This is a genomic window from Mesorhizobium sp. P3_B5 (assembly GCF_056402815.1).
In genome coordinates this window covers 208,896-227,057 of sequence record NZ_JBFUGR010000004.1, presented here as the reverse complement: position 1 = coordinate 227,057, position 18,162 = coordinate 208,896, and the positions used below count along the sequence as shown (strand labels likewise).

At 64.0% G+C, this 18,162-nt stretch carries 6 protein-coding genes; 5 read left to right on the top strand and 1 reads right to left on the bottom strand.

The annotated features are described in order from the left end of the window. Positions 1–47 precede the first annotated feature (47 nt). Entirely contained in the window at positions 48–5,531 is a 5,484-nt protein-coding gene (locus AC1DVW_RS13170; RefSeq protein WP_477323590.1) for an alpha-2-macroglobulin family protein, read from the bottom strand. A gap of 272 nt (positions 5,532–5,803) precedes the next feature. Between AC1DVW_RS13170 and AC1DVW_RS13165 the strand changes: the two genes are divergently transcribed. The 5 genes from AC1DVW_RS13165 (at position 5,804) to AC1DVW_RS13145 (ending at position 18,135) form a co-directional block, all read left to right on the top strand. Next, entirely contained in the window at positions 5,804–7,732 is a 1,929-nt protein-coding gene (locus AC1DVW_RS13165) for an autotransporter assembly complex protein TamA (RefSeq protein WP_477323588.1), read from the top strand. A gap of 3 nt (positions 7,733–7,735) precedes the next feature. Beyond that, entirely contained in the window at positions 7,736–13,786 is a 6,051-nt protein-coding gene (locus AC1DVW_RS13160; RefSeq protein WP_477323586.1) for a translocation/assembly module TamB domain-containing protein, read from the top strand. Between the two features lie 264 nt (positions 13,787–14,050). Next, on the top strand, positions 14,051–15,706 hold the full coding sequence (locus AC1DVW_RS13155) for an ABC transporter substrate-binding protein (protein ID WP_477323584.1): 1,656 nt from the start codon (positions 14,051–14,053) through the stop codon (positions 15,704–15,706). 224 nt (positions 15,707–15,930) lie between these two features. Then, entirely contained in the window at positions 15,931–16,965 is a 1,035-nt protein-coding gene (locus tag AC1DVW_RS13150) for an ABC transporter permease (RefSeq protein WP_477244476.1), read from the top strand. Between the two features lie 12 nt (positions 16,966–16,977). Continuing rightward, complete coding sequence (locus tag AC1DVW_RS13145; protein WP_477275087.1) at positions 16,978–18,135, top strand: ABC transporter permease; 1,158 nt, start codon at positions 16,978–16,980, stop codon at positions 18,133–18,135. Positions 18,136–18,162: the final 27 nt, after the last annotated feature.

Sequence of the window (18,162 nt, the reverse complement as noted above, 5' to 3'; positions counted from 1 at the left end):
GGCAGGCGGATGAGGGGCAGCGCCATCGCCACGTCTATCAAGGCGCCTTACGGCGCCTTGACCTCCATCATGCCGGTGGCGGTGCGGGCCGAATATTGCGGCCGGTACATGTCTTCGATCGTCGCCGCCGGGTGGGCATAGACGCCCGGCGTCACCGCGCGCACGACATAGGCCAGCGTGATGTTGCGGTCGCCGTCGCCGTCGTTCGGATTGAACGCCGCAACGAAACGGTCGTCCCGGAATTCGAGATGGGCAGCGTCGGTCTGCGCCAGCCAGGAGAAGTTCGTCAGCTGGGCGCTGGAGACCAGGCCGGGATTGTCGATCTCGAAGCCGGCCGGCAACAGGTCGGTGATCAAAAGCCGCGATGGCCACCTGTTTTGCTCGTAGATCTTGAGCACGACCACATAGCGTTCGTTCTGGGTCACCTCGGCGACGTTGGCCTCGGTGCCGTCGAGCTTGTAATAGGTGCGCTCGATGGTGAAGCCGTCGCCGCTGGCCGGCAAGGGCTGGAGCGGCGACGCCACCGTGGAGACGACCGCCTGCAGCGGTGTTGTGCCGGTGTTGGTGATGGTCAGCGGACTGTCGACCAGGTCGCTGCCGGTGACCTGGTTCGAATAGCCGCCGGCATGCGCCGCGCCGTTGACGGTCAGCGTAATCGAATCATTGCCCGACCTCAGCGCGCGGGCCGCCAGCAGCATCCAGGATTCGTCCTGCGTGCTGGTCCAGCGAGCCTCGGCGCGTTGTCTTGCCACCAGCTTGATCAGCTCCGGCACGATCTTCGGCACCGGCTTCGATTCAGCGGCAAGCGCCAGTATGGCCGCGCCGTCGCGCAGCGGCGAACCATAGTCCGACCGGTAATAGTCGTATTCGGTGGCGGCCTTGGCCAGTTGCAGGGCGGTCTGGAAGGTTGCTTCGGCGCGCTGCGTATCGCCGTAAAGCGCCAGGCTCGCCGCCAGCTGGGCGACAGCCATCGGGCTGGTAAAGGCTTCGAGTTGCGTATCGGCATAATAGCGCAGGTCGCCGACCGAAGCCTTCTTGTTGCGGGCCAGCACGTAGAGCGCGTAGGCGATCTCGCTGCCGCGATCCTGGACGTCCTGGTCGTAGCCGACCGAGTTCTGCAGATTGCTCAGCGCCTGGTTCATCGCCAGGGTCGGTACGTCGTATTTCTGCTCGCGTGCCCGGGTCAGGAAGTCGCTGACATAGGCGTCGAGCCAGAGATCGCCGGAGCCCGGACCCCACAGGCCGAAGCTGCCGGCCGAAGCCTGATAGCTCAGCCCCTTGTAGATGGCTGTCTGGATGCGGTCGTGCAGGTCGGGGTCGCTGGCCATGCCGATGCTGGAGGCCATCTCGTTGACGTAGAGAAGCGGCATGGCACGGCTGGTCGTCTGCTCGGCGCAACCATAGGGGTAGCGGTCGAGCGTCATCAACAGCGACGGCACGTCGAAGGCAGCCGCCTGCGAAACGCCGACGCTAACGGACGCGCCGTCGAGCAGGCTTGCCGCCAGCAGTTCCTTGTCGACGCGCAAGGCGCCGCCATTGCCCTTGAGGTCGACGACCAGGCGAGTGGTGACCGGCAGTTGCGACGGGCGCACCGGCACATAGAGTGTCTGCTCGACGGTGGTGCCGTCGGCATGGGCGAGCTTGATGGTGATCGAGGCATTGCCCGCGGTCTTGGCAACCAGCGGCACCGTCAGCGTCTGCCGCTTGCCCTTGGCCAGCGTCAGCTTTGCCGGCAGCGGCTTGTCGCCGGTCGAGAGGTCGCCGGTGGTATCGATGGACAGAGCATAGTCGCCGGCCGGACCATCGGTGTCGGCGACGTCGAGCCGCATGACGGCGGAATCGCCGGGCGCCAGGAAGCGCGGCAGGCCGGCAGTGATCACTATGGGATCGCGGACGATCACATCGGCCTGGGCATGGCCGACCGCTTCCTTGGTCCAGGCGACGGCCATGACGCGCACGGTGCCGTTGAACTGCGGAATGTCGAAGTCGACCCGTGCCTTGCCGTCGGCATCGAGCTGCACCACGCCAGAGAAGAAGGCAACCAGCTTTTCAGTCGGCGGACTGCCTTGTGTCTGCATGGCCGCCCCGTCGCCGCCGGTGCGCAATTTGCCGGTGGCGCCCAGCGAACCATCGATGAGGCGGCCATAGATGTCGCGAATTTCGATGCCGAGCATGCGCTGGCCGAAGAACCAATCCTCCGGATCCGGCGCCTTGTAGTTGGTGAGATTCAGAATGCCGACATCGACGGCAGCAACCGTGACATAGGCATTGGTGCCCGGCTGTACGCCGGCCACGGAAACCGGGATCGACAGCTGCTGGCGCGGCATGGTCTTTTCCGGCGGCGTCAGGGTGACCGCGAGCTTCTTCGAGCCCGGATCGACCTTCAGCCATTTCACGCCGATGGCGCGGGCCGGCATGCGCGTTTCCTGCGCGTCGCCGGGCCGGAACAGCGTAGCGGTAATATAGGCGCCGCCGCCCCAGTCGTCGCCGACCGGGATATCGACGGTGCTGCCGCCGGCGGGAACGCTGGCGGTGACGGTCTTCAACAGCTTGTCGGCACCGATGGTCAGCAGCAGTTCACCGGCAAAATGCGGTGAGACCTTGAGCTTGGCCACTTCACCCGCCGCATAGCTGTCCTTGTCGAGAGCGATCTCGAGCCCGTCCGGCGTTTCGGTGGTGGTCGAGGAGACATACCAGCCGGCGTCGAATTCATAGCTGGTCGCCGGTCCCTCAGGATCGGCCGTCTCGATCTCGAGCCGGTACTGGCCCCAGTCGACCGGCACCGAGACGGTCGCCTCGGCATCGGCGCTCAGGTCGATCTGGCCGTTGGCGATCGATTTGGTGAAGGTGACCGGCTCATAGTTCCAAGAATTGTTGGAGCGGTACCACTGGTAATTGCGTTCGACCTTGACCAGCGACCACTGTGCGCCCTTCAGCGCCTCGCGCTTGCCGTCGGGATCGACGGCGATCAGGCTGAACTTCGCGGTGCCGCCTTGCGGCACTTCATTGTCGTCGAAATCCGGGCGGATGCCGATCATGTGGCCTTGCGGGCGGATGCCGATGTTGAGTGAGCGCTCGATGGCGCGGCCGCCGGTCTCGCGCATGCGCACCGTCACCTTGGCATCGACCAGCTTGGTGGTCGCCGGCAGTTGCTCGACGGAGACCGGGAAGGTCGCCTTGCCGTCATCGCCGACCACCGGCAGATCGGTGAACGGGGTGACGGTCGGCTCCGCCGACTGCTCGTCGGCGAGGCCGAACGAGTAGTCCTTGAAACGGTCCCAGTCGCGCGCGGTCGACAGCGTCAACTCGCCTTCAAGCGCCAGGCCCGCAGCCGGCGCCCCATAGAGGAAGCGGCCGTCAATGTTGATGTTGGCGGTTTCGCCCTGCGCGATCTCCTGCTTGTCGGAGGTCATGTCGAATTCGATGCGATCCGGCACGAAATCCTCGACCAGGAACATCTGGCTGGCAACCGCCGCCTGCTTGGGATCGGTGTAGATCGACACCGTCCAGGTGCCACGCATGGCATTGGGTTCGAGCGGCAGGTCGACGGCATGGCCGCCGGCGGAAGCCCCGTCGCTGACGATGCGGCGGTTCTCGACCCCGTCGGGACGCGTGAAGATGAAGGTCAGCGGCAGGTTCTCGACCGCCTTGGCGGCCCCGTCACGGGCAAGGGCGGCGACATGAACGTCCTCGCCGGCGCGGTAGATGCCGCGCTCGGTCCAGGCGTAGATGTCGAGCGCGCCCGGCGCCGCGCGCCCGGTGACGCCACGATCGGACAGGTCGAAGCCGGCGCGGCCCATGTCGAGGAACACGAAGTCGTTGTCGCCCTGCTTGGCCATCAGCACCGCCGGCACCATGCCGCCATCGCCGCGCGTCAGGCCGGGGTTGAAGACAGCGTGTCCTTCGGCGTCGGAGGTGGCGGTGCCGAGGATTTCGTTGTTTCTCGCCAGCAGCGTCAGTTCGGCGCCGGCGATCGGCTTGGCGGTTGCCAAGGATCGGGCAAAGACGTTCAGCCCGTCCTGGCCGGTATAGGTCGACAGGCCGATGTCGGAGACGACGAACCATTGCGTGGCGATCGAATTGTAGTCGTCGCCGTTGTCGTTGACGGCCTGCGCGGTCAGCACATAGACGCCGGGCTTGCGCTGCGGCAGGGCTTCGTCGACCGGGAAGGACGTGGTGACGTCCTTGTTCAGATCATTGACGATGTCGAGCTGGCCTTCCCAGACGGGCGATCCCATCTGATCGGCGATGCTGGAAATGTCGTAGCCGTCGAGCTGTTTCAGGAACTGGTAGCCGGACAGAAGCTGCGCCAGCGAGCGGTCGCCGATGCGGTAAAGCTTCATTTCGGCGGCGTTCATGTTGACGGTGACGACCGGGATGCCGCGGCGCGCGCCGGCGGGCAGCACGAAGCTGTCGCCGGTGAAGCGGGCCGAAGGCGCGCGGTCCTGCACATAGATCGACAGCACCACCGGTGCGGCGGTGACTTCGCCTATTGCCGCCGGCAGGCCGGCGCGGAAGGTCACTTCATAGTGCTGGCCGTGCTGGAGTCCTTCGACGCAGATCTGCTTGTCCTTGGCCTCGACACCCTTGGGCGGCGCGTTGTCGACGGTGACGAACTGCGCGTAGTCGACGCCGGTCTTGACCAATTCCTCGGAAAACTGCGCGCAGATGCGCGGTGCACTGGTGTCGGCGTCGACCGAATGGTCGATGACGCGGAAGCCCTTGCGCGCCTTCAGATCGGCATAGTCGGCCTGGACCGCCGGCGAACTGACCAGAGCGAGGCTGGCTTCGTAGGCCTGCAGGGCAGGCCGGTAGAGGTCGCGGCGATCGAGGCCGGCACCGATCAGCGCCAGCACGTCAGCGCGCGTTTTGGTGGTGCGCAGCAGTTTGTAGGCGTTGAGGCCGGCGGAGGTGGCGTTTGCCGGCAAACTGTAGGCTTCCTGGCTGTTGGCGGTCGGCTGTACGGCGAGCGTTTCGCGCGCCAGCCCGAGCCAGAGCTGGCCGTCATCAGGCAACACCGAAACCGCGGCTTCGTACTTCTGCATGGCGGAGCGATGGTCGCCGGTCAGGGCTGCCTGTTCGGCGGCCGCCCGTAGCGCGGTCAGCCCTTCGGTGGGCTTGGTGTAGGTCGGATCGGTCAGCTTGTTGCGGTATTGCTGGGCCTGGTCGGCCATCCAGCTCGGAAAGAACGTCAGCTCCGGCGGCGCGCCGATATCGGGATCGCCATCGATGTTGACGACCTTGCCGGCGATGGCACCACTGAAGGGCTTCAGCGAATTATAGTCGGATTTGAGAAAGCACCATTTGGCCTTGTTGTTGTAGGTGAAGGCGCGGCAGGCGGGATCGCCGAGGCATGTGGTCTTGCACTGGTCGAGGCTGACATTCTGGTCGGATCTGAGATCGAAACCGAAATAATCGGAGTTTTCGGTCGTCACCACCCGCCGTGCTTCGGCCGCTTGCGCGGCAGTCCCCCAGGCGAAAAACAGAAGAATCAGAATCGATAGACCACGAGCCGCCGCGCGCATTGCCATAACACCCTCCAGACACTGCTTACGTCCCGGCATGTTCAAGCTTCAATCAGGCTTGTCAACACGGGGACGCGGCAGGTTCCGCCTGCCAACGGTTTCCTTTCCGGCCGATGACCGGTAGTACCTCCATAGGACAGGGATCACGCTTTCTTGCGAAAACGCAGAAGGTGTGAATTCCAAGCCCTGACTATTTCAGACAATTGGATTGTGGCCCCTTTACGAGCGCTTCAGAACTTCATTCCAATTTTAGCTTTGGGGACTAGGTTAGAATAGTAATGCAGGCGTGTGAAACGCAGATGTCGAAGGGTACCGCGCGAAGGCGCCGGCTTTCGCGCGCCCTGATTCTGGCGTTGGCGTGCTCGACCGCGTTGGTTGCCGAAGGCGGCAATGCGGCCGCTTTCGAGATATTCGGCATCAAGCTGTGGGGCTCATCCAACGACGAAGACGCCGACATCGTCGATCCGCTGCGCTACGCAGTGACCATCGAGGCGCCTGATGCCGACAAGGACCTCGTCAAGAGGATCGAAAACGCCTCGACGCTGAAAGCCGACGAAGAACGTCCGGTTTCCGGTTCGCTCGGGCTGCTGGCCAAGGCGCGCAGCGACCGTGAGCAGCTGGTCGCCGCGCTTTATGCCGACGCCCGCTACGAGGGCGTCGTCACCATCACCATTCAAGGCAAGCTGCTCGACGACTTGCCGCCCGATGCCGAGTTTTCGGGTCCGCAGCCGATCCCGGTGGTGATCAGCATTGCCGCGGGGCCCAAATTCACGCTTGGCGACATCAGGCTGGAGGGCGATGCGGCCGGGCTGATGAGTGCCGATTTCGGCCTTATCGCCGGCGGCGACGCGGGCTCGGGCGCGGTGCTCAAGGCCGAGGCGCTGATCGTGCGGGCGCTGAAGCAGGAAGGCAGGCCGCTGGCCAAGGTCACCGACCGGCAGATCGTCGCCGACCACGCCACCGCGACGCTCGACGTGACGTTGACGGTCGCCGCCGGGCCGGTCGCCGGCTATGGCGACACCACGGTCGAGGGCACCGAGAAGGTCGACCGCGATTTCACCGAATACATGACCGGGCTGAAGCGCGGCCGCCAATATTCGCCTGAAGAGATCGACGATGCTCGTGACCGGCTGCTGGCGCTGGAAGTGTTCAACAGTGTGACATTGAAGGAAGCCGACAGCCTCGATGCCGACGGCAACATCCCGATCGGTGTCCAGGTGAGCGAGCGCAAGCCGCGCTATTTCGGCATTGGCGGCACCGTCTCCAACACCGAGGGCTTGGGTCTAGAGGGCTATTGGGGGCACCGCAATCTGTTCGGCCGGGCCGAAAAGCTGCGCATCGACGGCAAGATCAGCGGTATCGGCAGCAATGATTTGAGCCAGCTCAACTATAATGCCGGCATCATGTTCGAAAAGCCAGGCGTGATCGGGCCGGCATCGAAATTCCTGGCCAGCGTCAAGACCGTGCTTGAGCATCCCGACGCCTACGACCATTTCTCGCTCAAGGGCAGCACCGGCCTGTCCTACGAGCTCGACAAGCGGCAAACGGTTTCAGCGGAGGTCGCGCTCGACTATTCGAGGATCACCGACGCCTTCGGCAAGCACAAATATCTGATCGCCAGCATTCCGCTGCAATATGTCTATGACAACAGGGACAATAGGCTCAATCCGACCAAAGGCTTCAGGCTGCTCGCCTATGCCGAGCCGAGCTACGACATCTTGAGCGGTGCCGCCTTCGTCAAGCTGAAGGGCGAGGGATCCGCCTACCAGTCGCTCGATACGGCTTCGAAGTTCGTGCTGGCTGAACGCGTCGCTGTCGGCTCGATCGTCGGCACCAGTCTCGAACATGTTCCGGCCGACCGGCGCTTCTATTCTGGCGGCGGCGGCTCGGTGCGGGGCTACGCCTATCAGGGCATCGGTCCGAAGGACTTTACGGGTCAGCCGATCGGCGGGCTTTCGTTCTTCGAGACTTCGGTTGAGATGCGCATTGCCATCACCGACACGATCGGCATCGTGCCGTTCGTCGATGCCGGCACCGTCTCGACAAAAGTGTTCCCTGACTTTTCCGACATCAAGGTCGGCGCCGGTGTCGGCCTGCGCTATCTGACGCCGTTCGGGCCGTTGCGCATCGATGCTGCCGTGCCGCTCAACCGCGATCCCGGCGATCCGCATTTCGGCATCTATGCCGGCATCGGCCAGGCGTTCTGAGCCATGAAGATGTTCAAACGCATCCTTCGCATTGTCCTCTACACGCTGCTCATCGTGGTGGCGGCGGCGATCGGCGCGCTCGTGGTGCTGACCAAGACCGAGCGCGGTCTCGACAATCTTGCCGGCATCATCTCGACCATGGCCTCCACGGACGATCGCAAGGTCACGGTCAGCGGCATCGACGGCATCTGGTCCGGGGCGCTGACCGTCGATCACGTCGTGCTGGAAGACCGCCAGGGCGCCTGGCTGGTGGCGCGCAAGGTGGCGGTCGACTGGTCGCCATTGGCGCTGCTGTCGAAAAATTTCAACGCCGACCGCATCGCCGCCGAGCGTATCGAACTGGCACGGCTGCCGGTGGCCGGCACGCAGCCGGCCGACCAAAACGGCACCACCAGCTTGCCGGTGTCGCTCGACATCAAGCAGATCGACCTTCCCGAAATCGCGCTCGGGCCAGCACTTGCCGGCACCGGCATCGCCGAACTGACTGCCAAGGGCGCGCTCAAGGCCGAAGCGTCGCCGCTGGCGATCGAGACCAACCTCAACATCACCCGCCGCGACGGCAAGCAGGGCAATGTCGACGCCAAGGTGCATTTCGCGCCCGCCGACAACAAGCTCGACCTCGACCTGAAGGCGTCGGAGCCGGCCGGCGGCATCATCGCCAATCTGCTGAACCTGCCCGACGCGCCGCCGGTCGACATCGTGGTCTCCGGCACGGGACCGCTGGCCAACTGGAACGGTGTCGGCACCTTCATGGTCGACGGTCAGATCGTCACCCAGCTCACCGGCCGCCATCAACTCACCGACAAGGGCAACCATGTCGAGGCCAAGGGCGACGGCGAATTCGATCGTTTCCTGCCCGAGAATCTCAAGCCGCTGTTTGCCGGCAAGACCAGCTTCGACCTCGCCGGCACCGCGACCGTGGCCGGCGGCGTCGATATCGAGCGCGCCAACATCGACAGCGACGCCGTGCACGGCACTGCCGCCGGCATGGTCGATCCGAAAGGCGCCAGCGATCTTTCGGTCGAGCTTGCCGCCAAGGCTAAGCCCATCGTGATCAATGTCGGCAGCAAGGCGCAGCCGATCGTGGTGGCGGTCAACAATGCGACCGCGCGTGCCTTCGGCGATGGCAAGGCGCCGATGATCGATGCCGGCGTCTCGCTGGTCTCGGTGGTGGCGGGTGGCACGCAGCTCAACAATCTGGATGCGCAGATCCATTCCGACGGCTTCGACATCGAGAATCGCAGCGGGCCGGTCAGCGTGAAGCTGGCAGCGGCCGGCCTGAAGACCGATGTGGCGACGCTGGCGCCGCTGATCACCGGCAAGCTGACGGTCGATCTCGCGGGTTCGGTCAGCAAGGATCAAATCTCGCTCGATGAGGGGACGCTGCGCAGCGATGCGCTCAATGCCTCGCTGACCGCCAATGTGGCGCTGGCCGACCTGTCGATGCAGCTCAAGATGAACGCCGATGCGGTGTCGACGGCGCTGCCGCCGCAGATCAGTTCGCTGCTCGGCGAACGGGTCAAGTTCTCGGCGGCCGCGACACGCGATCCGCAAGGATCGTTCGCCGCCAATTCGATCTCACTCACCTCGGGATCGCTCACCGCCAGCGGCACCGCCAGCGCACAAGGCACCGACATCCAGGCCGACATCAAGGGCACACTCGGCGATGTGTCGGTACTATCGCCGATGGCCGGTGTGCCGGTCGCCGGTGGCGTCAATTTCGCACTGACGGCGAGCGGCCCGCGCTGGGCGCCGGATTTCTCGATCTCCGCCAACAGCGAAAGCCTGACGGCGTCGGGCCGCACGGTGAAGGACATCAAGCTGACCGCGACCGGAAAGGCCGATATCGCCAGTCCCGCGGCGGACGTCTCGCTGACCGGCACCGCCAACGACCAGCTGCTCGATATCAAGGCGTCGCTGGTCACCACCAACGGCAAGCGGTCGATAAAGGGACTTAGCCTGTCGCTGGGCGACAACAAGGTGTCGGGCGATCTCGTGCTGGATGACAGCCTGCTGCCGCTGGGCACGCTGACGCTCGCTGCCCCCGATATTGCACCGTTGGCGGCACTCGGTGGGCAGACGGCAGCCGGCGACATCAACGGCACCATCGCCTTCGCTAGGGACGGCGAAGCGCCTAACGTCACCATCAATGCGGCGAGTGGATCGATCTCGCGCGGCGACTTGGCGGCGAAGTTGATCACCGTCAACGCGCTGATTGCCAATTATCTCAACAGCCCGGCGATCTCTGGCACGATCAGGGCCGGCAGTGTGACATCGGGAACGACTGTCATCAGCGGCATCAATGTTGACCTGAAGCGCGACGGCGACTGGACCGGCTTTACCGGTGGCGCCACCATTGCCGGTATCCCGGCTACGGCCGCCGGTCGGGTGAAGATCGCCGATGGCACGACCAGAGTCGAGATTGCTTCCGGCGAGGCGACCGTTCGCGGCATCAAGGCGGCGATCGCGCAGCCATCGACATTGAGCATCGCCAAAGGCGTCACCAGCATCGAGAAACTGGCGCTCGATGTCGGCGGCGGATCGGTCGCGCTGTCCGGCAGCGCCGGCCAGACGCTCGACCTCGCCGCCACCGTCTCGCAACTGCCGGCAGCCCTTGCCAATGATTTTTCGCCCGGCCTCGGCGCCACCGGCACGCTCGGCGGCACGGCGCAGATTACCGGGTCGCCGGCAAACCCAGATATTCGGTTCGACGCGCAGCTCAGCGGTGCCGAGACCAGCCAGACCCGTCAGGCCGGCCTCGGGCCGCTTTCTGTCGATGCGGCGGGCAGTTTCACGACGGCCGGCGGGGTGGCACTCGACCACGCAACGCTGTCCGGCGCACAGATTTCCGGCAAGGCGAGCGGCACCATCAATCCGAACGGCGCCAGCGATTTCGCCCTCGATCTTGCCTCGACCGGTCCGGGCCTGCCACTGGCGCTTGGCAGTGCCGAAAGCCCGATCAAGCTCGAACTGCAGGCATTGTCGGTGAAGGTCGCCGGGCAAGCTGCGCAGCCGAGGCTGGATATTTCCGCTGTCCTGCCCGCGGTTGCGACCAATTTCACCAAGTCCGAGGGCATTACGCTAGCGCTGCATTCCGATGCCTTCGACGTGAAGAGCCGCACAGGGCCGATTTCCGGAACGGTGACGGCGGAGAAGATCGGGCTGGACAACCCGACCATTGCGCCGCTGATCGCCGGCAAGATCACCGCCAAGGTGGCCGGCAGCCTGGCGGCGGATGCCATCACCATCGACAGCGGTTCGGTACAGGGTGCGGCGCTGGAAAGCGCCTTCAATGGCCGTGTCTCACTGGCCGACGGCGCCATCGATCTCAACCTCAAGGCTGACGCCCTGTCGGCGGCGTTGCCGCCAGCGGCGCGCGGCGTGCTGGCCGAGCGGACGCAGCTTAGCGCCACGCTGAAGCGCGATGCCCATGGCAATGTCACCGCGAACCCGGTCATGCTGATGTCGGGCGCGCTGACTGCCGTCGGCCAGGCCAGCCTCGCCGACGGCAAGGTCGCCGCCGACATCAAGGGCGCGCTGAGCGACATTTCGCTGCTGTCGAAGGATGCCAAAGGCGCTATCGCCTTCGCGCTGAACGCGCAAGGTGCCGGCGCCGCACCCGACCTGTCGCTGACGGTGACCGGCGACAGGCTTTCGGTGGCGGCGCGCGAGATCACCGGGCTGAAGCTGACCGCCACCGGCAAGGCCGATGCCGCCAATCCGGCGGCCAATGTGCAACTGACCGGCAATGTCGCGGGCCAAGCCCTGCAAGGCAGCGCGGTGCTGGCGACAGCGGACGGCAAGAGCGCCATCAACGGGCTGCTGCTGTCGCTGGGCAAGAACAGGATTTCCGGCGACCTGGCGCTCGACGAGGCTTTCGTGCCGGTCGGCACCGTTGCGCTCGACCTGCCGGATATCGGCCCGCTGGCAGCACTGGCGCTGGAAAAGGCGGAAGGCGATGTGCGCGGCACGATTGCCTTCTCGAAGACCGCCAACGGCCCGAATGTCGCCATCAAGGCGACGACGGCCTCGATCACGCGCGGCGATCTCTCGGCCAAGACCGTATCGATCGACGCGCTGATCGCCAATTATCTGGCGGCGCCGGTGATCTCGGGAAAGGTTCGTGCCGACAGCGTCACCTCCGGCACCACCGTCATCAGCGGCATCGATGTCGATCTTACGCGCGACGGCGACTGGACCGGCTTTTCCGGTGGCGCCACCGTCAAGGGCATTCCGGCCAAGGCTGCTGGCCGGGTGAAGGTGGCCAACGGCACGACAACGATCGAGCTCGCCTCCGGCCAGGCGACAGTGCAGGGGATCAAGGCGGCGATCGCGCAGGCTTCGAGCGTCACCATCGCCAATGGCACGACGACATTGGACAGACTCGTGCTCAACCTTGGCGGCGGCACGGCGACGGTGACCGGCAAGGTCGGCCAGGCGCTCGACCTCAACGCGACGCTGGCGCGGGTGCCGGCCTCGCTCGCCAACAGCTTTTCGCCCGGCCTCGATGTTGCCGGTTCGATCTCCGGCACGGTGAAGGTGACGGGTGCTGCGGCCAATCCAGCCGTTACCTTCAACATCGACGCCACCGGGGTGCAGACATCGCAGACGCGCGGCGCCGGCCTCGGCGGACTAAGTGTTTCCTCCTCGGGCAATTTTGCCGGCAAGAAGCTGACTTTCAATGCCAATATCGGCGACGGGGCCGGGCTTGGCCTCAAGGGCGGCGGCACGGTGACGACCGCTGGCACGCCCGCTTTGGTGCTCGATTTCGCAGGGAAGGTGCCGTTCGGCTTCCTCAGCCAGAAACTCGCGGCGCAAGGCCTGTCGCTGACCGGTACGGCCAATCTCAATGTGCAGGTGCGCGGCCCCGCGACCTCGCCGGTGATCGGCGGCACCATCAACACATCCGGCGCGCGTCTGCTCGATGCGCGCTCGGGCCTTGCCGTCAACAACATTGCCGCTGATATCTCGATCGGCGCTGGCGTTGCCAGGATCAACCGGCTGACCGGCACGCTGTCGACACGCGGCAGCCTTTCGGCCAGCGGCACGGTCGGCATCAACCCGGCGCAAGGTTTCCCGGCCGACCTGTCGATCAAGCTGGTCGATGGCCGCTACACCGACGGCAGGGTGGTCACCGCCAATCTCGGCGGCGACCTGACCATCAAGGGGCCGCTGACGTCGGCGCCGGTGATTTCCGGCACCGTCAATCTGGCCAAGACCGTGATCACCGTTCCCGAAAAGCTGCCGGGATCGCTGGCGGCGCTTGACGTCAAGCACAAGAACGCACCGGGCTCCGTGCGTGCGCAGGACAAGGCGCTGCGGCCGGCGGCTGCCAGCAGCGGCGGTGGTAGCGGCCTCAACCTCGATGTCACCATCCACGCGCCGAACCAGATCTTCATCCAGGGCAGGGGTGTCGACGCCGAGCTTGGCGGCTCGCTCAAGCTGACCGGTCCGGCATCGTCGCCGCAAGCGGTGGGCACCTTCACCTTGCAGCGCGGGCGGCTGTCGATCCTCGGCAAGCGGCTGACCTTCACCGAAGGCACGGTCGGCTTCTCGGGCTCGCTGGTGCCTTACCTCAACCTCACGGCCACCACGACGACGACCAGCGCCACCGTCACCATTCTGGTGTCGGGCGAAGCGACCAATCCGAAATTCACCTTCTCGTCGGTCCCGGCGCTGCCGGAAGACGAGGTGCTGGCGCAGCTGATCTTTGGCCGCTCGATGTCGAACCTGTCGCCGCTGCAGATTGCGCAGCTGGCCGAAGCCGCGGGGCAATTGGCCGGGATCGGCGGCTCGACCTCGCTGCTCGAAAACCTGCGCAGCGCGATCGGCGTCGACGATCTCGATGTAACCACGGACGACAAGGGCGGCACATCGGTCTCGGCGGGCAAGTACCTGAACGACCGCACCTATGTGACGATCCAGAAGGGCGACAAGCCGGGTTCGGGCAAGGCGACGATCGATCTCAATGTCGGACGCGGCGTCAAATTGCGCGGCGAAGCCAATGACGCCGGCGAGGCCAAGGGCGGTATTTTCTACGAACGCGAATATTGAGGCATTGACCTCGTCATGATGCTTGCGACGTCGAGGGACGGCGCTTCCCCAACCCTTCCGAATGTCTCGGTTTAATCGATCGCAGCGATTCGAACGAAATCCACCGGGCAGTAGCAAATTTGCGTCAAGACTGTCGTTATCGCGCGAACCGCCTTCCTTCCAAAGTTGCACATTCCCTAACATGTTCCCAATCCGTGCCGTCTTTGACATCACGGCCCGGATGCGGAATGGTAAAAGGCAGAAAGCCAACAATGGGAGTTAGTCATGACAATCTACAAGAGTAATGGAGATCGGGTTCCGGATCACATCCTGGCCATGGCCGAAGAAGCCAAGGCAGGCACAGTGGATCGCCGTGAGTTTCTCGCTTTGGCGAGCGTCTTCGGCGCGTCGACGGCGATGGCTTATGGAATGCTCGGCCTGGCAGTGCCGACCGAGGCGCGAGCCGAAGATGCTCCCAAGAAGGGCGGCATCCTGAAGGTCGCCCAGTGGGTCAAGGATCCCAAGGATCCGCGCAAGTCCGACTGGTCGGAAATCGCCAATGCCGAGCGCCAGGCGCTCGAGCCGCTGGTCAAATACACCACCGAATACACGTTCCGCCCCTATCTGCTCGAGAGCTGGGATGTGAATGACGATGCCACCGAATATGTGCTGCATGTGCGCAAGGGCGTGACCTGGCACAATGGCGATGCGTTCACCGCCGACGACGTGGTGCACAATTTCAACCGCTGGGGCGAAAAGGCCGCCGACGGCAATTCCATGCCCGGCCGTCTTGGCACGCTGTTCGACGACAAGACCGGCAAGCTGCGTGAAGGCGCAGTGACCAAGGTCGACGACATGACCGTCAAGCTGTCGCTGACCAAGCCCGATATCTCGATCATTCCCGGCATTTGCGACTATGTCGCTCTCGTCGTCCACAAGAGCTTCGATGAAAAGGGCGGCGATTTCAAAGCCTGTCCGATCGGCACCGGCCCGTTCGAGCTCGTCTCCTACGACGTCGGCCAGAAGGTGGTCTACAAGCGCCGCGCCGACAACAAGTGGTGGGATGGCGACGTCTATCTCGACGGCATCGAATTCATCGACTACGGCACCGATCCGGCCGCCATGGTCAGCGCCTTCGAAGCGGGTGAAGTCCACACCAATTTCGAGACGTCGGCCGACTATGTGTCGATCCTCGACGGCATGAGCCTGGTCAAGTCCGAAGTCGTCACCGCCTCGACCATCGTCTGCCGCACCAACGTCAACAACAAGCCTTACGACAATGAGAAGGTGCGCAAGGCGCTGCAGCTCGGCGTCGACAACAATGTCGTGCTCCAGCTGGGCTACGGCAATGCCGGTTCGGTCGCCGAAAACCACCATGTCTGCCAGATCCATCCGGAGTATTTCGAGCTGCCGAAAGTCGCTCGCGATCCGGCCAAGGCGAAGGCGCTGATGGCAGAGGCCGGCCAGGCCGACTTCGAGCACGAGCTGATCACGGTCGACGAGGACTGGCACAAGAACACCGGCGACGCCATCGCCGCGCAGTTGCGCGACGCCGGCATCAAGGTGAAGCGTACGGTGCTGCCGGGCTCGACGTTCTGGAACGACTGGCTGAAATATCCGCTGTCGATGACCAACTGGAACATGCGCCCGCTAGGCGTTCAGGTTCTGGCGCTGGCCTATCGCACCGGTGAGGCCTGGAACGAGTGTGCATGGTCGAACCCCGATTGGGACGCCAAGCTCAACGCCGCGCTTTCGGTCGCCGACGCGGCCAAGCGCAAGGACATGATGAAGGACATTGAGCAGATCCTGCAGGATTCCGGCATCATCATCCAGCCTTACTGGCGCAAGCTCTACAGCCACTCGGTTGCCGCCGTTAAGAACTACAAGATGCATCCGACGTTCGAGCGCGACTACGGCAAGATCTGGCTCGACCAGGCTTGATCGCACCAATCGGGGAAGGGGCGATTCGTCCCTTCCCCCTCACTGCTTGCATGAGTTCGAACCGGAAGTCGGCGCAGCAAAAAGTTGCGGACGCCTCAGGCGAAGTTGTGCAATAAAACAGGGTTGATTGCATCCGAGAGCCTGTTTGACAGCCAGTTTTGCCATCGCGGCTGAGGTGGTTTTCCAGCAGGCTCCAACCCCAACCAGACCGGCAGGGGACCGCCATGCTTTCTTTCGTTCTCAGGCGTCTCGGCACCATGGCATTGACGATGCTGTGCCTGACGATGATCGTCTTCTTCCTGATCAACCTCGATCCGAACCTGAAGAAGCTGGCGATCAGCCAGACCGAAATGCATACTTCCGCCGAGCAGCTGGAAAATTGGCTGGCCGAACATGGCTATCGCCAGAACTTTTTCGTCCGCTACGGCCAATGGCTAGGCCTCATGCCCAAGCAGCCGGTGACGGACCCCGCCACAGGCAAGCCTGCGCAGCGTTTCTCCTTCTGCAATGATCCGCTGGTGCCAACCTTCTCCGGCATCCTGCAAGGCGATTTCGGCTGCTCGACCAAGTTCAAGACCACTGTGGCGTCGAAGCTGTTTCCGGCGTTAAGCGCCACCGGCATCCTGATGCTCTGTGTGCTGCTGGTCATGGTCCCGATCTCGCTCTTGATCGGTATTCTTGCCGGCATGCGCGAAGGGTCGCGAACCGATCGGGTGCTCTCGGTGGCCTCGATCGCGTCGACGGCGACACCCGAATATGTGTCGGGCGTCATCTTCACCGTCATCTTCGCCTCGTGGCTTGGTTGGCTGAACGGTTCGGCTGCCTCGGCCAGCCAGGGCATTACCTTCTACAATTTCACGCTGCCGGTGATGACGCTGGCAATCTACGGCATTGGCTATATCGCCCGCATGACGCGCGCCTCGATGGTCGAGGTGATGACGCAGCAATATATCCGCACGGCCCGGCTGAAGGGCCTCTCCTTCGGCAGCGTGGTGGTCAAGCATGCGCTGCGCAACGCGCTGATCGCGCCGTTCACGGTCATCATGCTGCAATTTCCCTGGCTGCTCACCGGCGTCGTCATCGTCGAGGTGATGTTCCGCTACCAGGGTTTTGGCTACACGCTGGTCGAGGCGGCCGGCAACAACGACATCGATCTTTTGCTCGGTTGTTCGCTGGTCTCGGTGTTCATCGTCCTGATCACCCAGCTCATTTCCGATGTCGGCTACGCGTTCCTCAATCCGCGTATCAGAGTTCAGTAGGGGGTCGGGCGGATGCAGGTCGAATATATCGGTGCCTTCAATGTCGTGCTCGGCGTGGTTGCGCGTTTCTGGCCGGTCTGGTTAGGGCTTGCCCTGGTGATGGGGGCGAGCTTCGCCTACAAGAAGAGGCTCGGCCTCTACGGCCAGCTGTTCGACAGCGGCGTCGGCATTGTCGGTGTCGGCATCTGCCTGTTCTGGCTGTTCACGGCGATCTTCGCGTCGACCATCTCGCCTTTCAATCCGCTCGACCAGATCGTGGTCATGAAGGATGCGCTGCCGGGTGCGATCGAGCCGGCATCGAAACTCATCTACTACTTCGGCGGCGACAAGCTTGCCCGCGATGTGTTCAGCCGCATGGTCTATGGCAGCCAGATCGTGCTGATCATCGCGCCGGCGGCGACGGGGTTTGCGCTGATGGTTGGCATCACGCTCGGCCTGCCGGCCGGCTACTATGGCGGCAAGATCGACACCGTGCTGTCGTTCCTCGCCAACCTGGTGCTGGCCTTCCCGGTGATCCTGCTGTTCTACCTGCTGGTGACGCCGGGTATCATGGACACGCCGATCCCCTACGGCATGGCCGGGCTGTTCTTCATGTTCCCGATCATCTTCTTCAGCGTGCTGTTCTGGACGCGCTACAAGAACCGGCCCGACCGCCTCTACATCCTTCTCGGGCTGACGCTGATCATCGGCGGCTGGGTCTACCTCGGCCTGGTCTTCGATGCCGATCCGTTCAAGATCATCCACATCGATCCCAACCAGCTCAACATCTTCGTCGCGGTGGTGTTCGCCTCCAGTCCCGGCGTGTTCCGCATCGTGCGTGGCCTGGTCATGGACATCAAGACCCGCGACTATGTGGCGGCGGCGCAGACGCGCGGTGAATCGCCCTGGTACATCATGCTGTGGGAGATTCTGCCCAATGCGCGCGGACCGCTGATCGTCGATGCCTGCCTGCGCATCGGCTACACCACCATCCTGCTCGGCACGCTCGGCTATTTCGGCCTTGGCCTGGCGCCGGAAAGCCCGGACTGGGGCACCGCGATCAAGGACGCCAGCCGGCTGCTGCGCTCCTTCATCCACCCGGCGCTGCCGCCGACGATCGCACTGATGTCGTTCGTGCTCGGTTTGAACCTGCTCGCCGACTCGTTGCGCGAACAATCGATGAAAGACTGATCCGCGGGTTTCGGCCCGACGCGCCTG

Bases quoted from the DNA above. Each gene is read 5' to 3' on its own strand.
- AC1DVW_RS13170 (WP_477323590.1), bottom strand. From the start codon at position 5,531: ATGGCAATGCGCGCGGCGGCTCGTGGTCTATCGATTCTGATTCTTCTG.
- AC1DVW_RS13165 (WP_477323588.1), top strand. From the start codon at position 5,804: ATGCAGGCGTGTGAAACGCAGATGTCGAAGGGTACCGCGCGAAGGCGC.
- AC1DVW_RS13160 (WP_477323586.1), top strand. From the start codon at position 7,736: ATGAAGATGTTCAAACGCATCCTTCGCATTGTCCTCTACACGCTGCTC.
- AC1DVW_RS13155 (WP_477323584.1), top strand. From the start codon at position 14,051: ATGACAATCTACAAGAGTAATGGAGATCGGGTTCCGGATCACATCCTG.
- AC1DVW_RS13150 (WP_477244476.1), top strand. From the start codon at position 15,931: ATGCTTTCTTTCGTTCTCAGGCGTCTCGGCACCATGGCATTGACGATG.
- AC1DVW_RS13145 (WP_477275087.1), top strand. From the start codon at position 16,978: ATGCAGGTCGAATATATCGGTGCCTTCAATGTCGTGCTCGGCGTGGTT.